Raw genomic sequence first — 21684 nt, forward strand, 5'->3', positions numbered from 1 at the left:
TTATAGTACTGCCTTAATAGTAACGCCGTTAAAATTATAATCTCTACATTTTAAAAAATGCTTATTCTTTAACGAATTAGTATTGCGATATTACATATTTTTAACTTGATAACAGTGCTGCTGTTTATGTCATATGAGCATACAGCAGTTTGACTGATGACAAACCCCATAGGATTACCCCATGAGCAATCACTCTGACTTGCCATTAAATAATGAAGATAATGCCACAAATATGACCGAAAATACTGACCTGAATGTAAGCCAAAATAATGTAGTAAAAGATAGCGTAGTGGAAAACGATACAGTAGATAACGATTCAGCAATTGAAGCATTTTTTTCACCAGATAATAGTAAACTTGCCGTTGAAGGTTTTAAAACCGGCTATGTCGCCATCGTTGGTCGCCCAAATGTCGGCAAATCAACGTTGATGAACCATTTATTGGGTCAAAAGCTTTCTATCACTTCGCGTAAACCACAAACGACTCGCCATCGTATCCACGGTATCTTGTCTAATGATGAGATGCAGGCAGTATTTGTCGACACTCCAGGTATTCATCGCAACGAAGTGCGTGCTATCAATGAGCGCATGAATAAAGCGGCCGTCTCTGCATTGGTAGATGTCGACTTAGTATTGTTTGTTGTTGATTCTGACCAATGGCGTGATGATGATTTACTGGTTCTACAAAAGCTTGGTGATACCAATCTAAATGTGGTTTTAGTGATTAATAAAGCCGATACCTTGAAAGATAAAGGCAGCGTTTTGCCACTAATGGAGACCTTTAACGACAGTTTTGATTTTGCCGATATCGTCCCTGTTTCTGCATTAAAAAATCAAAACTTAGATCGTCTACAAGAAGTGATAGCATCACATTTGCCAGTGGCTGCACCAATTTATGATACAGAACAAATCACCGATCGCTCAGAGCGTTTTTTAGCCAGTGAAATCATTCGTGAAAAGATCATGCGTAGTGCCGGTGATGAAGTACCCTATGATTTAACCGTACAAATTGATGGTTTTAAAGATGAAGCGGCACATACTGATCCAAAAACCGGTCGTCCACGTAAAGCTTGTACCTTTATCGATGCCACTATTTATGTTGAGCGTAGTGGTCAAAAAGCGATTGTTATTGGTGATAAAGGTCAACGTATCAAGCAAGTGGGTATGGATGCGCGTAAAGATATGGAACAGCTGTTTGATAAAAAAATCATGTTAACGTTGTGGGTGAAAGTTAAGCGTGGCTGGTCTGATGACGAACGAGCTTTGACCAGTTTAGGATATTAATAGCAACGCTCTTTTATTTTGGACTGATTGTAGCTGGAGTAATAATCCATGCGTAATGAAGCGTTAATCGGTTATTTATTACACCAGCGCCCTTATCAAGAAAAGCGCGCCTTATATTATTTATTTTCTCAGCAGCATGGGGTGATACATGGTATTGGCAAAAAAGGCGCGCCACTATTTATGCCCTTACAACTCTTTGCTACGGGCAAACGTGATCTCAAAACCTTTAGTCAAATCAATATTGCCTCTTTTATTTCAGCTCATCAATCAGCTCCACAAAATGATGATGCAGCAAATGCAGAAACACGGTATCAAGAAAGCATCACAGGTCAGCATCAATATGCAGCCTTGTATCTCAATGAGATATTATGGCGATTATTGCCTACTGAAGATCCTATGCCAATATTATGGCAGCATTATCAAGATAGCCTATACAAGCTCAAAAAACCTCTAAGCGCTGACGAGCTACGTTTGTGTCTGCGCCATTTTGAGAGCTATCTATTTAATGAGTTGGGATTTTCACTGACTTTGAATCAAGACAGTCTCGAAAATCCTATCGATTCTGCACAGGTTTATCGATTCTTACCTGATGTCGGTTTAATGCCTATTGTGCATCATGAAGACAGCGAAAGTTTGGTTAGGCATACTGTCTTTAATGGAAGTGAGGTATTGATGATGCTTGAGCAAGGTTTATCTGTTAATACGCTAAACATGTGGTCGCGTTTGCATCGGCAATTGATTGATCACTTGCTTGATTATCAGCCGCTACAAAGTCGTTTGCTTTGGCAGCAGCAACAGCGTTATCAATTATAAAGCGTTTCGAATGATAGCGTATGGTCACACACTACTTATCATAAATACGTTACAGGCTATTTTTAGTAAATGATCTAACTATTAATAAAAGGATTTTTTATGACGGCTACAGCGCAGATTTTGCCGAATACATTAGAGCAAAATTCAGATAATATATCAAAAAAACCACTCTTAGGTGTCAACGTTGACCATGTGGCAACCTTACGTCAAGCACGCGGTGTGAGCTATCCAAGCCCACTAGCTGCAGCCCTTTTGTGTGAGAAAGCAGGTGCTGATGGTATCACCATTCATTTGCGTGAAGATCGCCGTCATATTCAAGATGCCGATGTGTATGAGATGGCAGGGCAGCTGACCACTAGAATGAATCTAGAGATGGCAGCAACGACTGAGATGCTAGAGATAGCCTGCCGAGTCAAACCATATTGGGTATGTTTAGTGCCAGAAAAGCGTGCTGAATTAACCACAGAGGGCGGGCTTGATGTAGCAGGACAGCTGGATTTGTTGAAAGATTATGTCGCTAAATTACAGGCAGCAGGTATTAAAGTCTCTCTATTTATTGATCCCGAAGACAAGCAGATTAATGCAGCAGTCACTTGTGGCGCTGATGCTATTGAATTACATACAGGTTCTTACGCTGAGGCAGGTTTGGCAGGTGATATAGAGAAAGGAAGTGTAGAGCTTGAACGTATTAAAACTGCAGTGATTACCGCCAAACGAATTGATAGTAAGCTGTTGGTCAATGCTGGTCACGGTCTTACACATGATAATGTTAATGCGATTGCCCAAATTGACGGTATATATGAGCTAAATATTGGTCATGCCTTGATAGCGGATGCGCTATTTGTGGGGATAGAGCAGGCTGTTATTATGATGAAAATAGCTATGCATCGCTAGTTACGATAGTTAATGCTTAGCATGTATGGCTATTTTATTAAGTGCCACATCCAGTCGGATGATCTTCATGGGGCTTATAAGTAATGCGACCGACTTGGCTAAATGAGATTTGATACATGGTGTGATTGTAGGTTGAGGTTGGACAGTATTTAATATGTCCGAAATGCCCACGAGGACTGCCACTATCGCCCCAAAACTTAGTGTAATGGCGGTTATTACCGACCCTCAAATATAAAGTACTGTATTTCGGGTTTAGCGCTTGATCTTCTAACAAATCATCAATACCAACATCATAATTGTTATTATTATTTTTATCCGAGAATAATAATAACTGTTTAAAGCTGTCTCTATGGCAAAGACCACCACCATTAGATAAGCAAACCAGTAAATTTTGTCTTCTAATGTAACTCTCGGCTTTTGCCATAGTTAAGGTAGTGTCTATTTGACCTGCAATACGTTTGGCTTCCATACGAGCTAATTGGGTTAAGATATAGGGTGTGGCAATCATTGCTATGATTGCCAAAATGGCAACCGTTATGATTAATTCTACTAAATTAAATCCGTGCTCATTATGGCGTCTACAATCTTTTGAGCATATTAAAAGTGTTCTATATGATATGGTCATAATGGACTGCTACCTGTATGAGAGGGATAGCTAAGATAGTTTTAAGTATTGATTATGAGGATGATCCTAGCAATTTATATGTTTAATGACTCAATGACTTCTATCAGTTTATTCTTATAATTCATGACGTAAAGCGCGAAAGAAAGATCTTACAGATAATAGTGAAATATTGTTTATTGATATATGTTCAATATAAACCAAATATATATCTACTGTCAAAGAATGTTTCATTTCGTGAATAGCGGCTTTTAACAATAGAGAAAATTAACTACTTGTATTAAAATGAATTGTAACAATAGGTAGGAATCGTTTCATCATCTATTGCGACCTAACATACAAAAGATAAAGAGTGTAACGTGTGTTAGCTCTCAGTAAGTTAAGCGGGCTAATGTGTTTTAGTTATGACATTATCGTGTAATAATGTGTAGCTGGTTTACGAAAAAAGTTGTAAACTGAATTGATAATAGCTAAGCTACATCTTAATTGGTTTTGCTTTGTAATTTTAAGTTCGTACGTTCGTAAATGATGTTTGTTTTTGAGCAATAGTTTTGCTTAATGCACTACTAAAATTATTCTTTGGAGAAAGTTTCATGAAATTAAATAAAATTGCTTTGGCTTTGTTTGCCATCACCGCAGCCCCACTAGCAGCTAATGCTGGCGTAACTATCAGCCCATTACTACTTGGTTATCACTACAGCGAAGGCGCTGATGATGAGCAAGTTGAAACTACGAGCCCTGCTGGTGTTGGCGATAGTGGTTTCTATAAAGAAAATGGATTATATACTGGTGCCGCACTAGGTATCGAATTGACTCCTTCTACCCAGTTTCAAGTAGAGTATGGTGTATCAAATACTGATGGTGTAGATCCAGCATCAACTGACAGCTTCGATGCTGAACAAGAAATGATCTCTGGTAACTTCTTGATTGGTACTGAGCAATTCACTGGTTACACTGATAATAAGCTTAAGCCATATGTATTGGTTGGTGCTGGCCAATCTAAAATTAAGATTGAAAATGCAGCGGGTACTGAAGTTGCCGAAACTAAAGATACTATCGGTAACCTAGGTCTAGGTGCTATGTATCGTATCAATGATGCGCTAAGCCTACGTGGTGAAGCTCGTGCGATTCATAACTTTGATAACAACTGGTGGGAAGGCATGGCTTTGGCCGGCCTAGAAGTAGTCCTTGGTGGTCACTTAGCACCTGCAGTAGCAGTTCCACCAATGCAAGAGCCTGACGTTCAGACTCCACCAATCGTTATTGTAGAATCTGATCTTGATTCAGACGGCGATGGCGTACTTGATAGCATCGATGCTTGCCCAGGCACTCCAATGAATGTGGTTGTAGATGCGCGCGGTTGCCCAGTACCAGTAGATATTACTGATGAGCTAAAAATGGAACTACGTGTATTCTTTGATAACGACAAGTCAGCTATCAAAACTCAGTACAAACCTGAAATCGCTAAAGTAGCAGAGAAGATGCGTGAGTATCCTAACTCTACTGCTCGTGTTGAAGGTCATGCTTCTAAAACTGGTCCATCAGCACGTTATAACCAACGTCTGTCTGAAGCCCGTGCTGTTGCTGTGAAATCTATGTTGACTAACGAATTTGGTATTGCACCAAACCGTCTATCAACCGTTGGTTATGGTTATGACCAACCAATCGCTGACAACAACACTGAAGAAGGTCGTGCTATGAACCGTCGCGTTTATGCCATCATCACTGGTGACAAAACGATGACTGTTGAACAAACTAAAGATATGGTTGTTCAATAAGTAATAGCTAATAATTATGTAATAAGCTAATTAGTTACAAAAAAAGCCACCCATTGGGTGGCTTTTTTTTATTGATGTATCGAGAAAAGTAAGTAATTACATAAATTTATGATGCAATAATGTTATACTAGCCACCCAAACACTTTGTAAATTGACAAGGTGTACATTAGCATAGCTATCTGTACGATGGATTCATCACCATAAGTCTATGTTTTACTTCTATTAATTATCTAGCTGTACCTATTGTATGGTTATTTAATCATAACGTAATCCTACTTATCTGGTTAATGGCAAAAGTTTATCCAGCGGTGCTTACTGCTACTGCATTTTTTTAAGACGAAACGAGCATTTTATATGGCGAACGATATCAAACACCTGCGTAACATTGCAATTATTGCCCACGTTGACCACGGTAAAACTACTTTGGTTGATAAGCTATTACATCAGTCTGGTACTTTTGGTGACCGTGCCAACATTGCTGAGCGTGCAATGGATTCAGGTGATATTGAGCAAGAACGTGGTATTACTATTCTGGCTAAAAATACAGCCATTCGTTGGACAGATAACACTGACGGTACAGAATACCGTATCAACATTGTTGATACCCCAGGTCACGCCGACTTTGGTGGTGAAGTTGAACGTGTAATGTCTATGGTTGACTGCGTACTTCTAGTCGTTGATGCGGTTGATGGTCCAATGCCTCAGACCCGTTTTGTGACTCAAAAAGCGTTCGAGCAAGGTCTAAAACCTATCGTTGTCATCAATAAAATTGACCGTCCTGGCTCACGTCCTGATTGGGTAATGGATCAAATCTTTGATTTGTTTGATAACCTTGGTGCGACTGATGAGCAGTTAGATTTCCCAGTGGTATATGCCTCAGCATTGAATGGTATTGCTGGTCTAGAAGCTGATAACTTAGCTGATGACATGACGCCACTTTTCAAAACTATTGTTGATGTGGTTCAGCCTCCTCAAGTGGATGCTGAAGCACCTTTCCGTATGCAAATCTCAAGCCTTGATTACAACAGCTTCGTTGGTGTTATCGGTATTGGTCGTATTCAGCGCGGTAAAGTAAAAACCAATACACAAGTGACTGTCATTGATAAAAATGGCAATACTCGTAATGGCCGTATTTTGAAAATTATGGGTTATCATGGTCTTGATCGTATTGATGTAGAAGATGCGCAAGCAGGCGATATCGTTTGTATTACTGGTATTGATGCACTAAATATCTCTGATACGATTTGTGATCCTAGCACTGTCGAAGCATTAAAGCCTTTGACGGTTGATGAACCTACTGTTTCAATGAACTTCCAAGTAAATAACTCACCTTTTGCTGGTCGTGACGGCAAATTTGTGACCTCGCGTAACATTCGTGAACGTCTTGAGCGTGAATTGATTCATAACGTCGCATTACGTGTAGAAGATACAGAGTCTCCTGATAAATTCAAAGTATCAGGTCGCGGTGAGCTTCATCTATCTGTACTTATCGAAAACATGCGCCGTGAAGGTTTTGAGATGGGTGTTTCAGGCCCAGAAGTTATTGTTAAAGAAGTTGATGGTAAGCTACAAGAGCCGTATGAAAACGTGGTCTTCGATATTGAAGATGAGCATCAAGGTTCTATCATGGAGCAGATTGGCTTGCGTAAAGGCGAGATGACCAATATGGAACTTGATGGTAAAGGTCGTATGCGTATTGAAGCGACTATGCCTGCCCGTGGTTTGATTGGTTTCCGCTCTGAGTTCTTAACCTTGACTTCAGGTTCAGGGATCATGACGTCAAGCTTCTCACATTACGGTCCACAAAAGATTGGTGATGTTGGTGGTCGCTCGAATGGTGTGTTGGTTTCTATGGCGAAGGGTGTTTGCCTAGGTTTTGCTCTATTTAACCTACAAAAACGCGGTAAATTATTCGCTGAGCCACAGCTTGAAGTTTACGAAGGTATGATCGTTGGTCTTAACTCACGTAACGATGACATGGCCGTTAACCCGACGACTGCTAAGCAGTTAACCAACGTCCGTGCTAGTGGTACTGATGAAGCGCTAACACTAACGCCAGCAGTCAAGTTTACGCTTGAGCAAGCACTAGAATTCATCCAAGATGATGAATTGGTAGAAGTAACGCCAAAAGCGATTCGTCTACGTAAGCGCTATTTGACTGAAAGTGAACGTAAGCGTTATGGTCGTAAGAAAGGTGCTTAATATTGAACAATAAATAGTGGTTATCCATTATTTGGTTCCGTATTAAAGATATCTAATGAGCAGCATAGAATAGTGGTATACCAACTATTCTATGCTGCTTTTTTTTGTGTTGCCTTTTGCATAAAATAAAAAGACAATAGTCGGATATAATTTGCTAAAAAGACGAACAATTTTATGCTCATGATTGAAATCCAAAGTTAGATTCATCATTTATAGTTGAAATACTTTAAAGTCGCTACAGTAATGCTGGTGTAAATTTTTTGTAGCCTCTGTCTGCGTAGGCACAGCAAGCCAGAAAAATTTGCACCAGTATTACGTGTTGTATCGATATTACTTTTCACCGACTATATACGCTTATTTTATGGTCGATAAGATTTTTGAGGAGATAGATTATGAGTATGGTATCTGAGTTTAAAAAATTTGCTTTAAAAGGCAATGTGATGGATCTCGCCGTCGGTGTGATTATCGGTGGAGCGTTCGCTACGATCACAAAGTCTTTAGTAGAGGACGTTATCATGCCCATCGTTGCTTTTATTGCCGGCGGTGAAATTAATTTTAAAAATATGTTTTTGATACTAGGTGATACACCTGAAGGTGTAGTAATGACTTATGATGCTCTCAAAGCCGCTGGCGTTCCTGTATTGGCTTATGGTAATTTTATTACGGTATTGATTAACTTTTTAATTCTGGCATTTATTATCTTTATGATGGTAAAAATGGTCAATAGATTGCGCCGTGCAGATGAGGTTGTAGAGAAAATCGCAGGACCTTCTGAAGAAGTGCAATTGCTGCGCGAAATTAGCGCTAAGCTTGGTAATATTAATAAGTAAGCGTATTTTTACTGACTGTCAGATTAAAAAATAAAAAAGGCTAACGTTATGTTAGCCTTTTTCTTATTGGGTTTGTTTATAAGTACTTAACTGCATTTATATTTAAGGTCTAACGACAACATGGTCATTGGTATTAATAATAATCTCTGATGGTTGATCAACCACGATACGCACAACGTTATTATCAACGTTGTTATCAACGACCTGCGATTTATAATAGTTGTCTTCAGCAATCGTACAGCCTAAGCAACGACTCATGGCATTCCATGGTTCAACAACAAGCTTCTGCTGTGCTTGCTCAGCATTACCACCGATCAAAGAGAAGGGCAGACTGACGATATAAGCTGCTGTGCCTGCGACGGCTGCTATCAATTGTAATGGTTTGCCTACAACAGTATCTACAGCCATAGTCTCATAAGAGGGGCCAAAATCTGTTTCATCAATTTCTATCGCTGCCAAAGCAGACTGCATGCTCGCAAACGCTAAACTGGCACTTACCATAACCGTTAATAGTTTATATTTCGCGGTGCATTTGATATTAGCTTGAGCAGTCATAATGATATCCTAAAACACATAAATAGTATGATGTATAGAAGCTTCGATATCTCTACAAGAATAGAGACATCACGGCAACGATAAATGACATATATATTACTGATAAATAAATGGCTTGCAGTGTTTTTGTAAGTACTGTTTTTGTAAGTACTGGCTCTATTAAAGCAATATGTAGGTCAATAAGCAACAAAAATGCGCAGCATATGAGGACATGTTTGTTAGTCGGTTTATTCCGATGATAGACGATTAAAAGTGACTTAGCCAGAATGTGTAAGTAAGCGTTGCACTTGGTGTGTTAATCTAGGAAATCTTTATTTTGAGCAAATTTACATTGAAATGATTGGCTGACAAAGAGGGCAGTAGACACTAGCACGTCCATTCAGCTTAATGTTTTCTAAAGTGGATTCGCAGTGTGGACAAGCGTTACCTTGCCTACCATAGACGTTCAAGGTCTGTTGGAAATAGCCTGTTTGACCATCAGCAACGGTAAAATCACGCAGTGTGGAACCACCAAGCTTAATTGCCTTCTGTAGAATGGTTTTGATATGGGCAACCAGTATAACTATTTGCGCATATGACACTTCATTAGCTGGGGTCGCAGGATGAATACCTGAGAGATATAAGCTTTCAGTTGCATAAATATTGCCAACGCCGACCACAGCTTGCTGCTCCATAATCACAGATTTAATGGCTCGTTTGATGGGTTGCTTTTTAATCGATTTACTGTTTTGAGTTTGGATGGACTGTCGGCTACGTTGGATTAGGTGATATAAATAGTCTGCAGTGAACGCATCTGATAATGGCTCAGGTCCCAAATGATTTAACAGTTTATCGCCATACTCTTCAAGCCATAAGATAGATCCAAAGCGTCTGGGGTCATAATAGTGTAGCTGTGTTTGGGTACTATCAGCGCCGATAAAACTCATGATTAGATGGTCATGTTTGCGCTTATCGCTTGCATGATTGTGTTGTTGAAGGCTACCTGACATCCCAAGATGAACCAAAAGCTGTCGCGGCTGTAAATTCCTAGGTTGAACAGTAGATGAGATACCATCATCAGCTAGCGGTATAAAATTAAGAATTAAATACTTTGCTCGTCGCTCAACGCTGTCTAATGTGTAATCAACCAAATCTGCTAAATTATCAGGTATTGACCAACGCAGTTTTGGTTGAAATACTTGTACGTTGGTGACTTTTTGACCTAATAAGGGTGCAAGGCTGGTTTTTGTTGTTTCTACTTCTGGCAACTCAGGCATAGTATTTTATAACATCTCTATTAAGGATTAAATGTATCTTTGGGATATGACATCAATAGTCTCATTAAGCAACCGCGCGCCGCGCATGCAAGATACCGTGTTGCTGTTCAAGCTTGGCAAGTAACTTGGATAAATGCGCCAGCCCCGACACCTCAATATGAAACTTTAAAAAGGCAATATTATCATCGTTACTGAGTGTTTGAACTTGACGAATATTGACGTTCTCTTTATCAATAATTTGGGTTAAGTCACGCAATAACCCGCGTCTGTCATACGCTTCTATATGAATATCAACCGGCTGATAGCGACCTGATTTAATCTTCCAAGCTGCCTTAATTTCGCGTTCAGGGTCACGTTCAATCAAGCGCAGATATTCAGGACAACCACGGTTATGAACACTGACACCGCGCGATAAAGTAATGTAACCTGCAATAGGCTCACCGTGTACAGGATGACAGCAGCCTGCCAAACCAACCTCAATATTATCTAAGCCATCGATTTGAATTTTATAAGCATCAAGCTTGCCTGATTCTCTTTTATCAATAGTAGGGGCAAAATCTTCTTCAGATCTTTCAGGCTCTAGATGCAATTGACGAGAAATATGGCTGGTGAGCTGATTTAGACCAATTTCACCCGTTACCAGACCGACCACGATATCGTCAGTATTATTAACATTAAAATGCTGCGTATAATCGTTTAAATCAATGCTATTTGGGTGCACCGATAGGCGTTCAAGCTCTTTACTTAGCATCTGACGACCGATCTCGATATTCTTATCGCGGTCTTGTTTATTAAACCATTGACGAAGTTTTGAGCGGGCACGGTTGGTATGGATATAGCCCAGTGAAGCCACCAGCCAATCGCGATTGGGCTCACGTGAAGATTTGGTAATAATCTCGACTTGCTCGCCCGTTTTGAGCTGATAGGTCAGCGGCACATAACGCTGATTAACCCGTGCTGCTTGGGCGCGGTTACCGACTTGCGTATGGACATAATAGGCAAAATCTAACACAGTCGCGCCTTTTGGCAACTCAGTAATATCACCATCACGACTAAAGATGTAAATACGTTCGAGCTCATCAAAATCAACCAACTGCTCTTCATCATCAAACTCAGTTTCTTCTAACTCGTCACCAGTCGATAAGGATGAGCGCGGCTGATTATTGATAGACAGTAGTTGACGTAATGAACTGATTCGCTGGTTAAGGTAGTTATCCTTCTTATTTTTTAGACCTTCTTTGTAATTGACATGGGCACACATGCCAAGCTCGGCTTCAAAATGCATCTCTTGAGTACGAATCTGCACCTCAAGCGATTTGTTTTCAGCGATGACTGCAGTATGGAGTGAACGATAACCATTAGACTTTGGATTGGTAATATAATCGTCAAATTGTTCAGGAATATAACGCCACAACCCGTGTACCAGCCCAAGGACATGATAACAGTCTGAAGGAGTGGTCACTAAAACGCGCAGCGCACGGATATCGTACAGCTGATCAAAGGATAAACCTTTGAGCTTCATTTTTCGATAAATAGAATAAATGTGCTTAACACGTCCTGAAACTTCGCCCTCAATACCCGATTCTGCCAAAGACTCATTGAGCCTATCTTGTACGCGCTGAATATAGGATTCACGCTCGCTACGCTTTTCTGACAACAGCTTGGCAATCTCTTTATAACGGTCAGGGGCAAGGTAACGAAACGCTAAATCTTCAAGCTCCCATTTAAGCTGGGCAATACCCAAGCGATGTGCCAACGGCGCGTAAATGGTCATAACCTCACGCGCCACACGAGTTTGCCGATCTTCATTAGAAAAGGTCAGCTCGCGCATAGCAAAAGTACGTTCAGAAAGCTTAATCAGTACCACCCGGACATCGTTGGTGACTGAGATCAGCATACTATAAATATTTGATAGCTGGTCACGTTGGTTATTTACAAAGTGATCTTCTAAGCGCTTATTACTTTCAATAATCTCAGACAATTGACCCATCGCCAAAGTATCTTTAACCAAGGTTGAAATATCCGCGCCAAACTTTTTTTCAATATCGTTAAGACTAATAATCGATTGGCGCGCACTGCGATAGAGCATGGCAGCGACAAGGGCATCTTCATCTTGATAGAGATAGGTTAAGATATCAGTCATGCCAATACCAGTCACGTAAGCGCCCGAACGCTCCGATGCACTGGTATTCATGTGCTTACGTATAAACGCACAGGCAGCGCTAAGATTGGGTACCGAATCTTGCCCAATACGCTTGGCAACATTGTCAAGCCAAGTGGGTACGTCAATATTGATGTGATCCAAATCTAACGCTTCAAGCTCTTGTTGTGAAAACGCCTCGGATTCATCAAGGATTTTATCCCTTAAATAGTCATTTTCAAGATTTGAGTCATGACTGTAATATGCGTAATTGACAGAGCGATCAAAGGTGGTATGGAGTTTACGAGTGGCAAGTTGATACTTGATATCTAGTGGGATTTGAGCATAGCTATTGGCAGACTGATGCGAGCGTTGATTCGCGACCAGTTGCGCTGCCAAAGTTGCGCTGTCGGCTTGCGTGGTTTGTCCATCTACCAGCGGTAATCCTTCACGAATTTTTACCATAGCCCACTCCTCTTAGCTATTTTGACTTGATGATAACGCCATCTACAATGCGAGATATGAGCTTGCTATTGATAAATGGTCAGTTATAAATCAGTACAGCCGCTAAAAAATCCATTTTTTAGCAGCTATAAAATCAATTATAGGGATCTTGCATAGAAACATGAGCACGTAGGCTCACTGTATTTTTATAAATAATAAAAGCAGTGGTTGTTATTATCGCATGTTGCGATGACAAATCAAGCAAGCCTCTGTAATGATAGCGTTAGCCTCGTTATGCAGATAAAACAGGTGTGATTGTTATCTTGTATCTGTTCACGCCTATAAAAATCATGGGTTAACACCAAACGCTGCCATCACATAGGGTTTAAGCAGAGACTTTTTCAAAGCGTGCAATTGACTCAACGTGACCAGTATGACAAAACATATCCATCACGCCAGCATGCGTTAAACGATAGCCTTGTTCGAGTAGTGCTTTGGTATCACGAGCAAGCGTCGCAGGATTACAGGAAACATAGACAATTCGCTCAGCATTAAACTTAGGTAAATATTGCATAATCTCCCAAGCGCCAGAACGTGGTGGATCGATAAGCAGCGCATCAAAACCTTGGTTGGCCCACGGTTTATCCGTACAGTCGTGCGTCAAATCCTGGCTATAAAACTCGGTGTTATTAATACCATTGCGGCGCGCATTGTCAGCGGCGCGTATAGTCATGGCTTCACTACCTTCAACACCAACAACTGAGCCAGTTTCACCAACCAATCGTGCTAGTGGTAAGCTAAAGTTGCCCAAACCGCTAAATAAATCTAGAACGCGCTCGCCCGCTTTTAAATCAAGCAAATCACAAGCAAGCTTGGTCATCTGACGGTTTACCGACAGATTGACTTGGGTAAAATCGGTAGGGATAAACTCAAACGTCAAATCATACTCTGGCAATTGATAATACAAACGTCCAAATTGCTCACTTAAATCATCTGCAGCCGTTAAGGCAATACGCTGGATGCTATCCGCACCCTTTGGTTGCAAGTATAACTGCCAATTGCGTGCCGCAAAAAAGACCTTGAGCTTATCAATATCAGCATCTGACAATGGCTCAAGATTACGCACAATCAGCGCGACTGGTTGATCGCCATCAGGCAACTCTGGCAAATACTCGCCCATCGCCAATTCAAGCTGAGCAATCTTATTACGGCTCTCTAAAGTGCTAATAAGGGTTTTTAAGTTTTCAATTTCAAAGCCGATACGTGGATCTAAAATATGACATTCATTTAACTCCGCCAAAAAGTTACTTGAGCGCTCACGAAAGCCAACCAAGGCAGTTTCTTTTTTGGCAACATAACGCACACCCAGTCGCGCTTTGGTACGGTAGCCAAGACGATCACCAACCACTGGTTCAAGCCAGTGATCGGGTGCCACATTGGCTTGATGCACTAGCATCTCAGCAAGGACAGATTGCTTAAAGTTAATTTGTGCCTCTGGCTGCCAATGTTGCAGATTACAGCCGCCGCAAACACCAAAATGCGGGCAGGGAGGTACAACGCGCTCAGGATTTGGATTGGCGGTGATGTTCACGGCATCGCCTTCTTCAAAGCTGGTACGGCTATTGGTAATTTTGACCAACGCGCTTTCACCCGGCAAGGCAAAGCTGACAAAGATTTTTTTGCCATGTTTGTCTGTGATATGGCCATCGGCTTCCACAAACCCATTACCGTATACGGCAACGCCGCGACCATCATGTGACAAGCCATCGATAGCAAAGGGTAGTGGTTCAGCATCTTTTAGACGACGACGCGTCTTTGACGAAGGCTTAGATTTTTTCTTACTAGGCGGAATCGTAATCGTTTGAGTCTCATTTGGCTGCTCGGTCGTATCTGAGGTAGATGTCTTTGAATCGGTGGGTTGCATAAACCTGCCTATAAAATGAAGGTGTTAAAAATAATAGCAATTTTAACATATAAAGCTGCCAAGGTATTAGGCGCTCACAAAGTAAAAAAAGCGATGATTATAAACCTATCATCATCGCTTATAGACAGCATTTATCAGTACGCTATCGTTGAAATACTTTAAAGTCGCTACAGTATTGCTGGTGTAAATTTTTTGCAGCCTCTGTCTGCGTAGGCACAGCAAGCAAGAAAAATTTGCACCAGTAGTACGTGTTGTATCGATATTGCTTTTCACCGACTATAGTTAGCTAAAATTTTTAGCTGTTAAGCCAATCATTCAAAAATGCCTGATGACGTGGCGTGCCATCTGCTTGGGTAAATTTGGTTAAATAATCACGACTTTGCTGCTGCCAAACTGCAAAATCTGGTAAAGACAGCTGTCCAGTCAAGCGCAGCCAGCGCAGATATATCAGCCAGGTATTCATCACATCAGACTCGCAATATATTGACAGCGTTTGCCAATCATTATTGCTGACAAGCTCGCCAACCATACTGCCATCGACATCCGTCTTACCGGGCAAGCCATATAAGCTCGCAACGACATCCATAGCTTCGCGGCGACTGGCACCATATTGGCTAAACCGATCCATCAAATCAATATGGCGCGTATGGAAGCGATTGACATAATTATCAAAACGCATGTTTTTGATACGCTCGCCTTCTTCAAATAACCAAGGCGCTGCCAAATCATATTGCATGGCACGATAAATAAGCACAGGAATATCAAAACCTGAGCCGTTCCAGCTAATCAGTTTAGGCAGTTTTTCAATATCATTAAATGCGCGAAAAAACTTGGCAAGAATCTCTTCTTCGCTAAATTTATCAGCGGTGAGCGAAAATAACGAAAATATTCCATCTTTGATGTACAGCGCAGAGATACAGACAATGCGCTGCAATGGCAAACGCATAAAATCATGCCCAGCTTCTTGTATGCGAATGGCAGTCAACGCACTGAGCGTATCTGCATCATTGAGCTCTGCCAATTGCGGATAAATACGGCGGGCAGCATCGACATCCGCAACCGTCTCAATATCAAAGACCAGTATAGGGTCAGACGAAAAAGCTTGTGACATAGAGGTTTCTACCTAATTATTGTTTTACTGTACTGCATTAAACGCGCTAACAGCATCAACGGCATTGTCAGCGGTTTATAAACGATTTTAGTTTGCATTATCTATGCTGTCATCGACATTATATAAGCCAGTCGATAAATAACGATCACCCCGATCACAGACGATAAAGGCAATGACGGCATCAGGATTTGCTTTAGCGACTTGTGTGGCGGCCCATGCCGCTGCACCGGAGGAGACACCCGCAAATATCCCTTCAGTTTTGGCAAGCTTACGCATATAGACCTCAGCGACGCGCTGATCGATATCCATAATCTCATCGACTAGGTCGGCATCAAAAATTCCTGGCATATAAGCGGCAGGCCAGCGGCGGATACCAGCAATAGCTGCTTCCTCATCAGGTTGTAGACCGATGATTTGTATGGCAGGGTTTTGCTCTTTTAAATACTGTGCTACACCGGTAATAGTGCCAGTAGTGCCCATAGAGCTGATAAAATGAGTGATTTTACCCTCAGTTTGCGCCCACAGCTCAGGCCCTGTAGTCAGATAATGCGCTTGTTTATTATCAGGGTTATTAAATTGATCTAATACAATACCTTTGCCATCTGCTTGCATTTGTAATGCCATATCGCGCGCTGCTTCTATCCCTTCTTCTACCTGAATCAGCGTTGCACCATAAGCAGTCATGGCATCTTTACGTTCTTGGGTTGAGTTACTTGGCATAAACAAGGTAATCGGATAGCCGCGCATTGCCGCCACCATGGCTAAAGCAATACCGGTATTGCCACTGGTTGCCTCAATCAACATGTCACCTGGCTTGATATCACCGCGCCGCTCCGCTTGATAGATCATATTAAACGCAGGGCGGTCTTTGACAGAGCCAGCAGGATTATTACCTTCAAGCTTGGCAAGCATGATGGCACCATTGTCAATCTGCTCTTGCTCAGGTAAACGCTGCAATTTGACCAAGGGCGTTTGACCGACGCAATCAGCAAGGTCAGTAATCTGGGTGATAAAGTTGACGTTTAACGGAGCTGTAGCGGACATAAAGTATCCTTAGTGGTATCGGTTTCAGTGGTATCGGTTTCAAATAGTTTAACGAGATAGTAACGCGTTGTCTGTAAAACCATGCGTTAAAGGTGACAGTCGTGTTTTGATAATTGGATAATACGCTGGTATCGAAGTGTTAAATAATCACGTATTAATAAATGCGCTAACAATAATAAGTGAATACAGCGCGGCTGTCAGGTGTTTATTGTGGCAAATAAAAATTTGCACCATCATATCATTTAGTTTTTGACAGCGCTTAGGTAGAGAGCTTGGATAAGGATTGTCTAACCGCCGCTGATAGAATCCTGTTAAGATAATCGCAAGCTATATATAGTCGTTGATAGATGATAAATAAGCGATCAGTAAAAGCATTGTAAAATATTGGTAGCAAAAACAGTAGTGGAGATGGTACCCAGCATGGCTTACAAAAAACGTTTTGATACCAGTAGCGCTTATGGTCAGCTGGTTATATTGGTATTTTTGCCCATCTGTTTACTGGCAGCAGTGGGTGGTATCTTGGTGTTTTATGAAACCATGCGTGCCAGTAATTCAGAGCAAGCAGTGTTGGCTGAGGCGGTGCTTATCCGCTATTCGCCAACGATTGCAGAGATTGTCCCTGAGCTGTTAGCGCAAAATGATGCCAAGGCGCAGACGACAGAAAACAACAATGAAAGCACTACCAACAGTGTCTTACAAGCTGCGATGGCAACGCTAGAGGGTATCCAAGATAAACTCGGGCGTATGCGGGCAGAGCAACACGTCCAGCGTATCGCCATTGTCAATCAGAATAATGAGGTACTCGCGACAGTCGGCTATGGTACGGACGAGGCGTGGCCCGCAGTAGATCCCTCAGAGCGTTTTTTGGCGCAACAACCAACTCCCATTGGTACCGCTTACGGCAGTATATTGGGTGAATTTGATGGTCAAACGCTGTGGTTATTAGTCGATATGGATAGTGAACCGCTTTATATCGCGCGCTACCGTATTGCTATGGCATTGGTGATCACTGGTTTGTTTACGCTGTTAATTCTGCTACTGAGTTTAAACATCTACTCAAAACGTTGGATTGCGCCTATCTATGAGCTGCGTTTGCAATTACAGCGTACTCATGTCGATAACCTTTATCAGCCTATCCCAGTTGAGTCAAATGGTGAGCTAAATTTATTACAACAAGACTTGGTTAGAACATTACGCCGTTTATATGTCAGTTTTCAAGAGCTTAAAGAACATGCGGAGCAGACAGAAGATGATTTGCGTCTTGCTTTTGATGAGATGGAAATGCAAAATATCTCTATTCGCAATGCACGTGATGCGGCAATCTCTACCAGCCAAGCCAAATCAGCGTTTTTAGCCAATATCAGTCATGAGCTGCGTACGCCGCTCAACAGTATCGATGGTTTTATTAATTTGCTCGCGCGTCACGGTGAGCTCAATCCCGAACAAGACTTGTATGTACAAACCATCCGCAAATCATCCGCCCACTTATTGGCATTAGTCAATGATGTGCTTGATTTCTCCAAAATTGAAGCGGGTAAGTTGGTGCTTGATCGCCATGAATTTGATCTTTATGACACTATCTATGACGTAGTTGATATGCTGTCACCGGTGTCTGCAGAAAAAGGTCTGCGCATGGCGGTACTGTTCTATAACGATGTGCCAATGCGTGTTAATGGCGATGCGCTGCGCCTTAAGCAAGTATTGACCAATATTGTCGGTAATGCGATTAAATTTACTGATAGCGGTGACGTGGTGGTACGCGTTAGTTTAGACGACTATCAAGACAATTATTTGATGATTAGCGTGCAAGACAGTGGCAAGGGCATTTCACTCTCTGATCAAAAAATGCTCTTTCAAAGCTTTAGCCAAGGAGATCCATCCATCACGCGTCAATATGGTGGCACAGGATTGGGTCTGGTCATCTCCAAGCAGTTAACGCGACTGATGGGTGGTGATATTGGTTTTTATGACAACATGCAAGAGAACATCTCGAATCAAGGCGCAACGTTTTGGTTTCGTATGCCAGCGCATGTTGATGTATTAGAAGCAGCAACCGGACAGACCATTGAGCTGCCAGTATTAGCGCCATTGGCAAGTGCGACCGATGAGTTTAATGTTCTTATTTGGATTAACCACACCGCGTCTATACAAGTACTAAAAGCCAGTTTGCATCATTTGCCTATTACACTGACCCAAGCCAACTCCTTGCCTGGCTTACTTGAATCGTTAAAAGAGCACGGTAACTATTGGGATTGGGTCATCGTTGATGATGATACCCAAGACGATATGATGGCACTGCTTAAGCAAATACGTCTGCATTATCAAGGTAAGCTTGCTGTCTTTGGTTATCAAGTTGCCGCTGATCAAGCACTACTCAATCGTTACCATGCCAATATCTTGTATGAGCCATTAGACAAAAGACAGTTATATGCGATGCTTGATACGCAAAAGCGTAGCGTACCTACTGGTATTGCAGAACCACGTTGGAAGGGCGTTACTGTATTGGCAGTCGATGATCATCTGCCAAATTTACTGGTACTTGATGCGCTGCTGAGCGAACTTGGTATTCATGTTATTACGGCCAGTAATGGCTTTGATGCGATAGAGATGATTAGTAAGCAACAAACGAAAAATATCAAATCTGCCAAAACTGAAAAACAAAGTCTGTCGAAAAAAACCCAAATCTCAAAAGCGGTCACGCGAGATGATGTCAGTAAATCAGCGGTTAGTGCCCTACATATTGAAGACACGACGACAGAAGAAAAGGGTAAGGCACAGCATAAAAACAGTATCGACCTTATCTTTATGGATATTCAAATGCCACGTATGTCAGGGCATGAGGCGGCGCGGCAAATTCGTAAGATTGAAGCAGCAGATAGTCATATTCCCATTATTGCTCTCACTGCACATGGACTGGCAGATGAGCGTGATAAATTAATCGCTAGTGGTATTAATGATTATGTCGGCAAGCCTATTAGTCAGCCACAGCTGCTACAAGTATTGCAAAAATGGCTCGGGCGTAGTGCTTCGTCATCACCATTAACGGCAGAAAATGATGAGCACTCACAAAGTCTTAGTATAGCAAGTGGAGCGCCGCCTACTTATCAAATGATTCGAAGCGAGCAGGTTAAGAGTTATAAACCTACCAAGATGAGCAATGAGAAAAGAGTTACGCGACCTTTATCATTAAAAAAAATCCGTGATGACTATCTAAGAGACAGTCAACCGCGTGAAGATTATAGGCGTGAAAGTCGACGTGACACTCAGCCACGCTATGAAAGCCTGCGTTTTCAAGAACAAGGGCAATCGGTATTTGGCACGCGTTCTATTCAAACGCTCGATGATAATAAAGATGAGTTGTTAGTAAATACTGCTTATCTGCAAAAAAACAGTCACTTAAACGCCTCTGTGTTTAATACTTTGGATATTCTAAATTGGCAAGATGCATTGATGCGCTCAGCCAATAAACCGGATCTCGCTGCCAAGCTGATCATTATGATGCTCGATACCATTAATGATGAAAAACAAGCATTGACGCAAGCATGGGAGGCGCACAATCGCAGTATGCTTGCGCAAATTGCCCACCGGATACTGGGCGGCAGTCGTTATACGGGCGTGCCACAACTGCGCCAAGCCAGCCAAGATTTAGAGGAGAGGTGTTTATTAAATATCCAACATACCACGCCTGCGCAGTTTGCAATGCTAGAGCCTTATTATGAGGCTTTATTAACGGCTTTAAATAACTTACAAACGCTTGATTTGTCTGCTTATCCGCAGCTTAATTATCATCGTCTGAGTGAGAATGATATGACTTGGAAAATGATTTAAATAGAGGGTTCTATGGTGTTAAGGACTAACGATATCGTGGCAGTCAGTTATTGACAAAGTAGCGGAGAGGCAAGGCTGTTAATATCAGTCTATATACAAGCTATTATTTCAATTATTAAGGATGATTATGTACACTATCGCCACCTACCAATATGAAACGTTACAAGTCAGCGCAACCGACGACATTTTAACCGTGACTATCAATCGACCAAAGAAAAAAAACGCCATGAGCTTTAAAGTGATTGAAGAGTTGATTGCGGTAGCCGGTCGCATCAGTAAAGACAAAACGATACGTGCAGTAATTTTAAATGGTGCTGAAGGCACCTTCTGCGCAGGTATCGATTTGGGCGACTTAAACCACCCAAAAAACCAAGCTTTTGCGCTATGGGAGCTGATCAAACCTTGGCAAAGCTCATTTCAGCGTGTTTGTTTGGTATGGCGCGATGTCCCAGTACCTGTCATAGCCGTACTTGAAGGCTATTGTGTCGGTGCAGGCTTACAGCTGGCGCTGGCATGTGATATTCGTATCAGCCATCCTGATTGTAAATTGTCTATTATGGAAGCAAAGTGGGGGCTAGTACCAGATATGGGCTTGACCCAATCTGGGTTTGGTGTGGTACGCGCTGATATCCTAAAAGAGCTGGCAATGACAGCCCGTACCGTTAATGCAGAAGAAGGCAAAGAGCTAGGGCTAGTCAGCCATTGTAGTGACACGCCGCTTGAACAGGCGCAGCAACTTGCTGCTGAATTTTCAGAACGTTCACCCGATGCGGTGCTGGCAAGTAAACGCGTTATCAATGCCATGTTTGAGCAATCTGCGATGACTTTATATATAGAAAAAGTCTGGCAGTTAAAAATGATGTTCGGGCGCAATCGTAAACTGGCCCTTAGAAAAGCCAAGCAAGCCAGTACCGTATTTGGCAAGCGCCAGTTCCGTTAATACAGTTTAGATGGCTTATTG

The 21684-nt window shown here is 41.8% G+C and carries 15 protein-coding genes; 8 read left to right on the forward strand and 7 right to left on the reverse strand.

Features of this window, described 5'->3' with window-relative positions:
* Positions 1–232: 232 nt before the first annotated feature.
* From era to PSYC_RS01740, 3 genes are all read left to right on the forward strand, one after another.
* Positions 233–1282 (forward strand): GTPase Era, encoded by a 1050-nt coding sequence (gene era, locus PSYC_RS01730; protein ID WP_049750931.1) that lies wholly within the window; start codon positions 233–235, stop codon positions 1280–1282.
* A gap of 48 nt (positions 1283–1330) precedes the next feature.
* Positions 1331–2095, forward strand: coding sequence for a DNA repair protein RecO (locus PSYC_RS01735; RefSeq protein WP_011279642.1), 765 nt, complete (start codon positions 1331–1333; stop codon positions 2093–2095).
* Between the two features lie 99 nt (positions 2096–2194).
* Positions 2195–2989, forward strand: a complete 795-nt coding sequence (locus PSYC_RS01740) for a pyridoxine 5'-phosphate synthase (RefSeq protein WP_011279643.1) — start codon at positions 2195–2197, stop codon at positions 2987–2989.
* 37 nt (positions 2990–3026) lie between these two features.
* On the opposite strand, the gene PSYC_RS01745 is transcribed toward PSYC_RS01740, so the two are convergent.
* Entirely contained in the window at positions 3027–3614 is a 588-nt protein-coding gene (locus PSYC_RS01745; RefSeq protein ID WP_011279644.1) for a prepilin-type N-terminal cleavage/methylation domain-containing protein, read from the reverse strand.
* Between the two features lie 590 nt (positions 3615–4204).
* Between PSYC_RS01745 and PSYC_RS01750 the strand changes: the two genes are divergently transcribed.
* From PSYC_RS01750 to mscL, 3 genes are all read left to right on the forward strand, one after another.
* Positions 4205–5389, forward strand: coding sequence for an OmpA family protein (locus PSYC_RS01750; RefSeq protein WP_011279645.1), 1185 nt, complete (start codon positions 4205–4207; stop codon positions 5387–5389).
* A gap of 354 nt (positions 5390–5743) precedes the next feature.
* A complete protein-coding gene (gene typA, locus PSYC_RS01755; protein WP_011279646.1) occupies positions 5744–7591 on the forward strand; it encodes a translational GTPase TypA in 1848 nt (615 codons plus the stop codon).
* Positions 7592–7983: 392 nt separating this feature from the next.
* Positions 7984–8421, forward strand: a complete 438-nt coding sequence (gene mscL / locus PSYC_RS01760) for a large conductance mechanosensitive channel protein MscL (protein WP_011279647.1) — start codon at positions 7984–7986, stop codon at positions 8419–8421.
* A gap of 102 nt (positions 8422–8523) precedes the next feature.
* Here mscL and PSYC_RS01765 read toward each other — a convergent pair whose 3' ends face one another.
* The 6 genes from PSYC_RS01765 to cysM all read right to left on the reverse strand — a co-directional run bounded on the left by PSYC_RS01765 (position 8524) and on the right by cysM (position 16895).
* Entirely contained in the window at positions 8524–8976 is a 453-nt protein-coding gene (locus PSYC_RS01765) for a hypothetical protein (protein WP_011279648.1), read from the reverse strand.
* Between the two features lie 326 nt (positions 8977–9302).
* Entirely contained in the window at positions 9303–10232 is a 930-nt protein-coding gene (gene mutM / locus PSYC_RS01770; protein ID WP_011279649.1) for a bifunctional DNA-formamidopyrimidine glycosylase/DNA-(apurinic or apyrimidinic site) lyase, read from the reverse strand.
* Positions 10233–10296: 64 nt separating this feature from the next.
* On the reverse strand, positions 10297–12837 hold the full coding sequence (locus PSYC_RS01775) for a RelA/SpoT family protein (RefSeq protein WP_011279650.1): 2541 nt from the start codon (positions 12835–12837) through the stop codon (positions 10297–10299).
* A 364-nt stretch (positions 12838–13201) separates the two neighbouring features.
* Entirely contained in the window at positions 13202–14740 is a 1539-nt protein-coding gene (gene rlmD / locus PSYC_RS01780; protein WP_011279651.1) for a 23S rRNA (uracil(1939)-C(5))-methyltransferase RlmD, read from the reverse strand.
* A 295-nt stretch (positions 14741–15035) separates the two neighbouring features.
* The gene (locus PSYC_RS01785; RefSeq protein ID WP_011279652.1) at positions 15036–15851 is read right to left on the reverse strand and encodes a 3'-5' exonuclease; all 816 of its coding nucleotides are present in this window, start codon (positions 15849–15851) and stop codon (positions 15036–15038) included.
* A gap of 87 nt (positions 15852–15938) precedes the next feature.
* A complete protein-coding gene (gene cysM, locus PSYC_RS01790; RefSeq protein WP_011279653.1) occupies positions 15939–16895 on the reverse strand; it encodes a cysteine synthase CysM in 957 nt (318 codons plus the stop codon).
* Positions 16896–17315: 420 nt separating this feature from the next.
* On the opposite strand from cysM, the gene PSYC_RS01795 reads away from it, so the two are divergent.
* Together PSYC_RS01795 and PSYC_RS01800 are read left to right on the forward strand one after the other, a co-directional pair.
* Complete coding sequence (locus PSYC_RS01795) at positions 17316–20723, forward strand: ATP-binding protein (protein WP_011279654.1); 3408 nt, start codon at positions 17316–17318, stop codon at positions 20721–20723.
* 127 nt (positions 20724–20850) lie between these two features.
* A complete protein-coding gene (locus PSYC_RS01800; protein WP_011279655.1) occupies positions 20851–21663 on the forward strand; it encodes a crotonase/enoyl-CoA hydratase family protein in 813 nt (270 codons plus the stop codon).
* Positions 21664–21684: the final 21 nt, after the last annotated feature.

Source organism: Psychrobacter arcticus 273-4, assembly GCF_000012305.1.
GTDB classification, from domain to species: domain Bacteria; phylum Pseudomonadota; class Gammaproteobacteria; order Pseudomonadales; family Moraxellaceae; genus Psychrobacter; species Psychrobacter arcticus.

What these genes read in the sequence shown, in the direction of transcription:
- typA (WP_011279646.1), top strand. Translation starts at nt 5,744, where the DNA reads ATGGCGAACGATATCAAACACCTGCGTAACATTGCAATTATTGCCCAC.
- PSYC_RS01795 (WP_011279654.1), top strand. Translation starts at nt 17,316, where the DNA reads ATGGCTTACAAAAAACGTTTTGATACCAGTAGCGCTTATGGTCAGCTG.
- PSYC_RS01740 (WP_011279643.1), top strand. Translation starts at nt 2,195, where the DNA reads ATGACGGCTACAGCGCAGATTTTGCCGAATACATTAGAGCAAAATTCA.
- PSYC_RS01735 (WP_011279642.1), top strand. Translation starts at nt 1,331, where the DNA reads ATGCGTAATGAAGCGTTAATCGGTTATTTATTACACCAGCGCCCTTAT.
- PSYC_RS01800 (WP_011279655.1), top strand. Translation starts at nt 20,851, where the DNA reads ATGTACACTATCGCCACCTACCAATATGAAACGTTACAAGTCAGCGCA.
- era (WP_049750931.1), top strand. Translation starts at nt 233, where the DNA reads ATGACCGAAAATACTGACCTGAATGTAAGCCAAAATAATGTAGTAAAA.
- mscL (WP_011279647.1), top strand. Translation starts at nt 7,984, where the DNA reads ATGAGTATGGTATCTGAGTTTAAAAAATTTGCTTTAAAAGGCAATGTG.
- PSYC_RS01785 (WP_011279652.1), bottom strand. Translation starts at nt 15,851, where the DNA reads ATGTCACAAGCTTTTTCGTCTGACCCTATACTGGTCTTTGATATTGAG.
- PSYC_RS01765 (WP_011279648.1), bottom strand. Translation starts at nt 8,976, where the DNA reads ATGACTGCTCAAGCTAATATCAAATGCACCGCGAAATATAAACTATTA.
- PSYC_RS01750 (WP_011279645.1), top strand. Translation starts at nt 4,205, where the DNA reads ATGAAATTAAATAAAATTGCTTTGGCTTTGTTTGCCATCACCGCAGCC.
- PSYC_RS01745 (WP_011279644.1), bottom strand. Translation starts at nt 3,614, where the DNA reads ATGACCATATCATATAGAACACTTTTAATATGCTCAAAAGATTGTAGA.
- PSYC_RS01775 (WP_011279650.1), bottom strand. Translation starts at nt 12,837, where the DNA reads ATGGTAAAAATTCGTGAAGGATTACCGCTGGTAGATGGACAAACCACG.
- rlmD (WP_011279651.1), bottom strand. Translation starts at nt 14,740, where the DNA reads ATGCAACCCACCGATTCAAAGACATCTACCTCAGATACGACCGAGCAG.
- cysM (WP_011279653.1), bottom strand. Translation starts at nt 16,895, where the DNA reads ATGTCCGCTACAGCTCCGTTAAACGTCAACTTTATCACCCAGATTACT.
- mutM (WP_011279649.1), bottom strand. Translation starts at nt 10,232, where the DNA reads ATGCCTGAGTTGCCAGAAGTAGAAACAACAAAAACCAGCCTTGCACCC.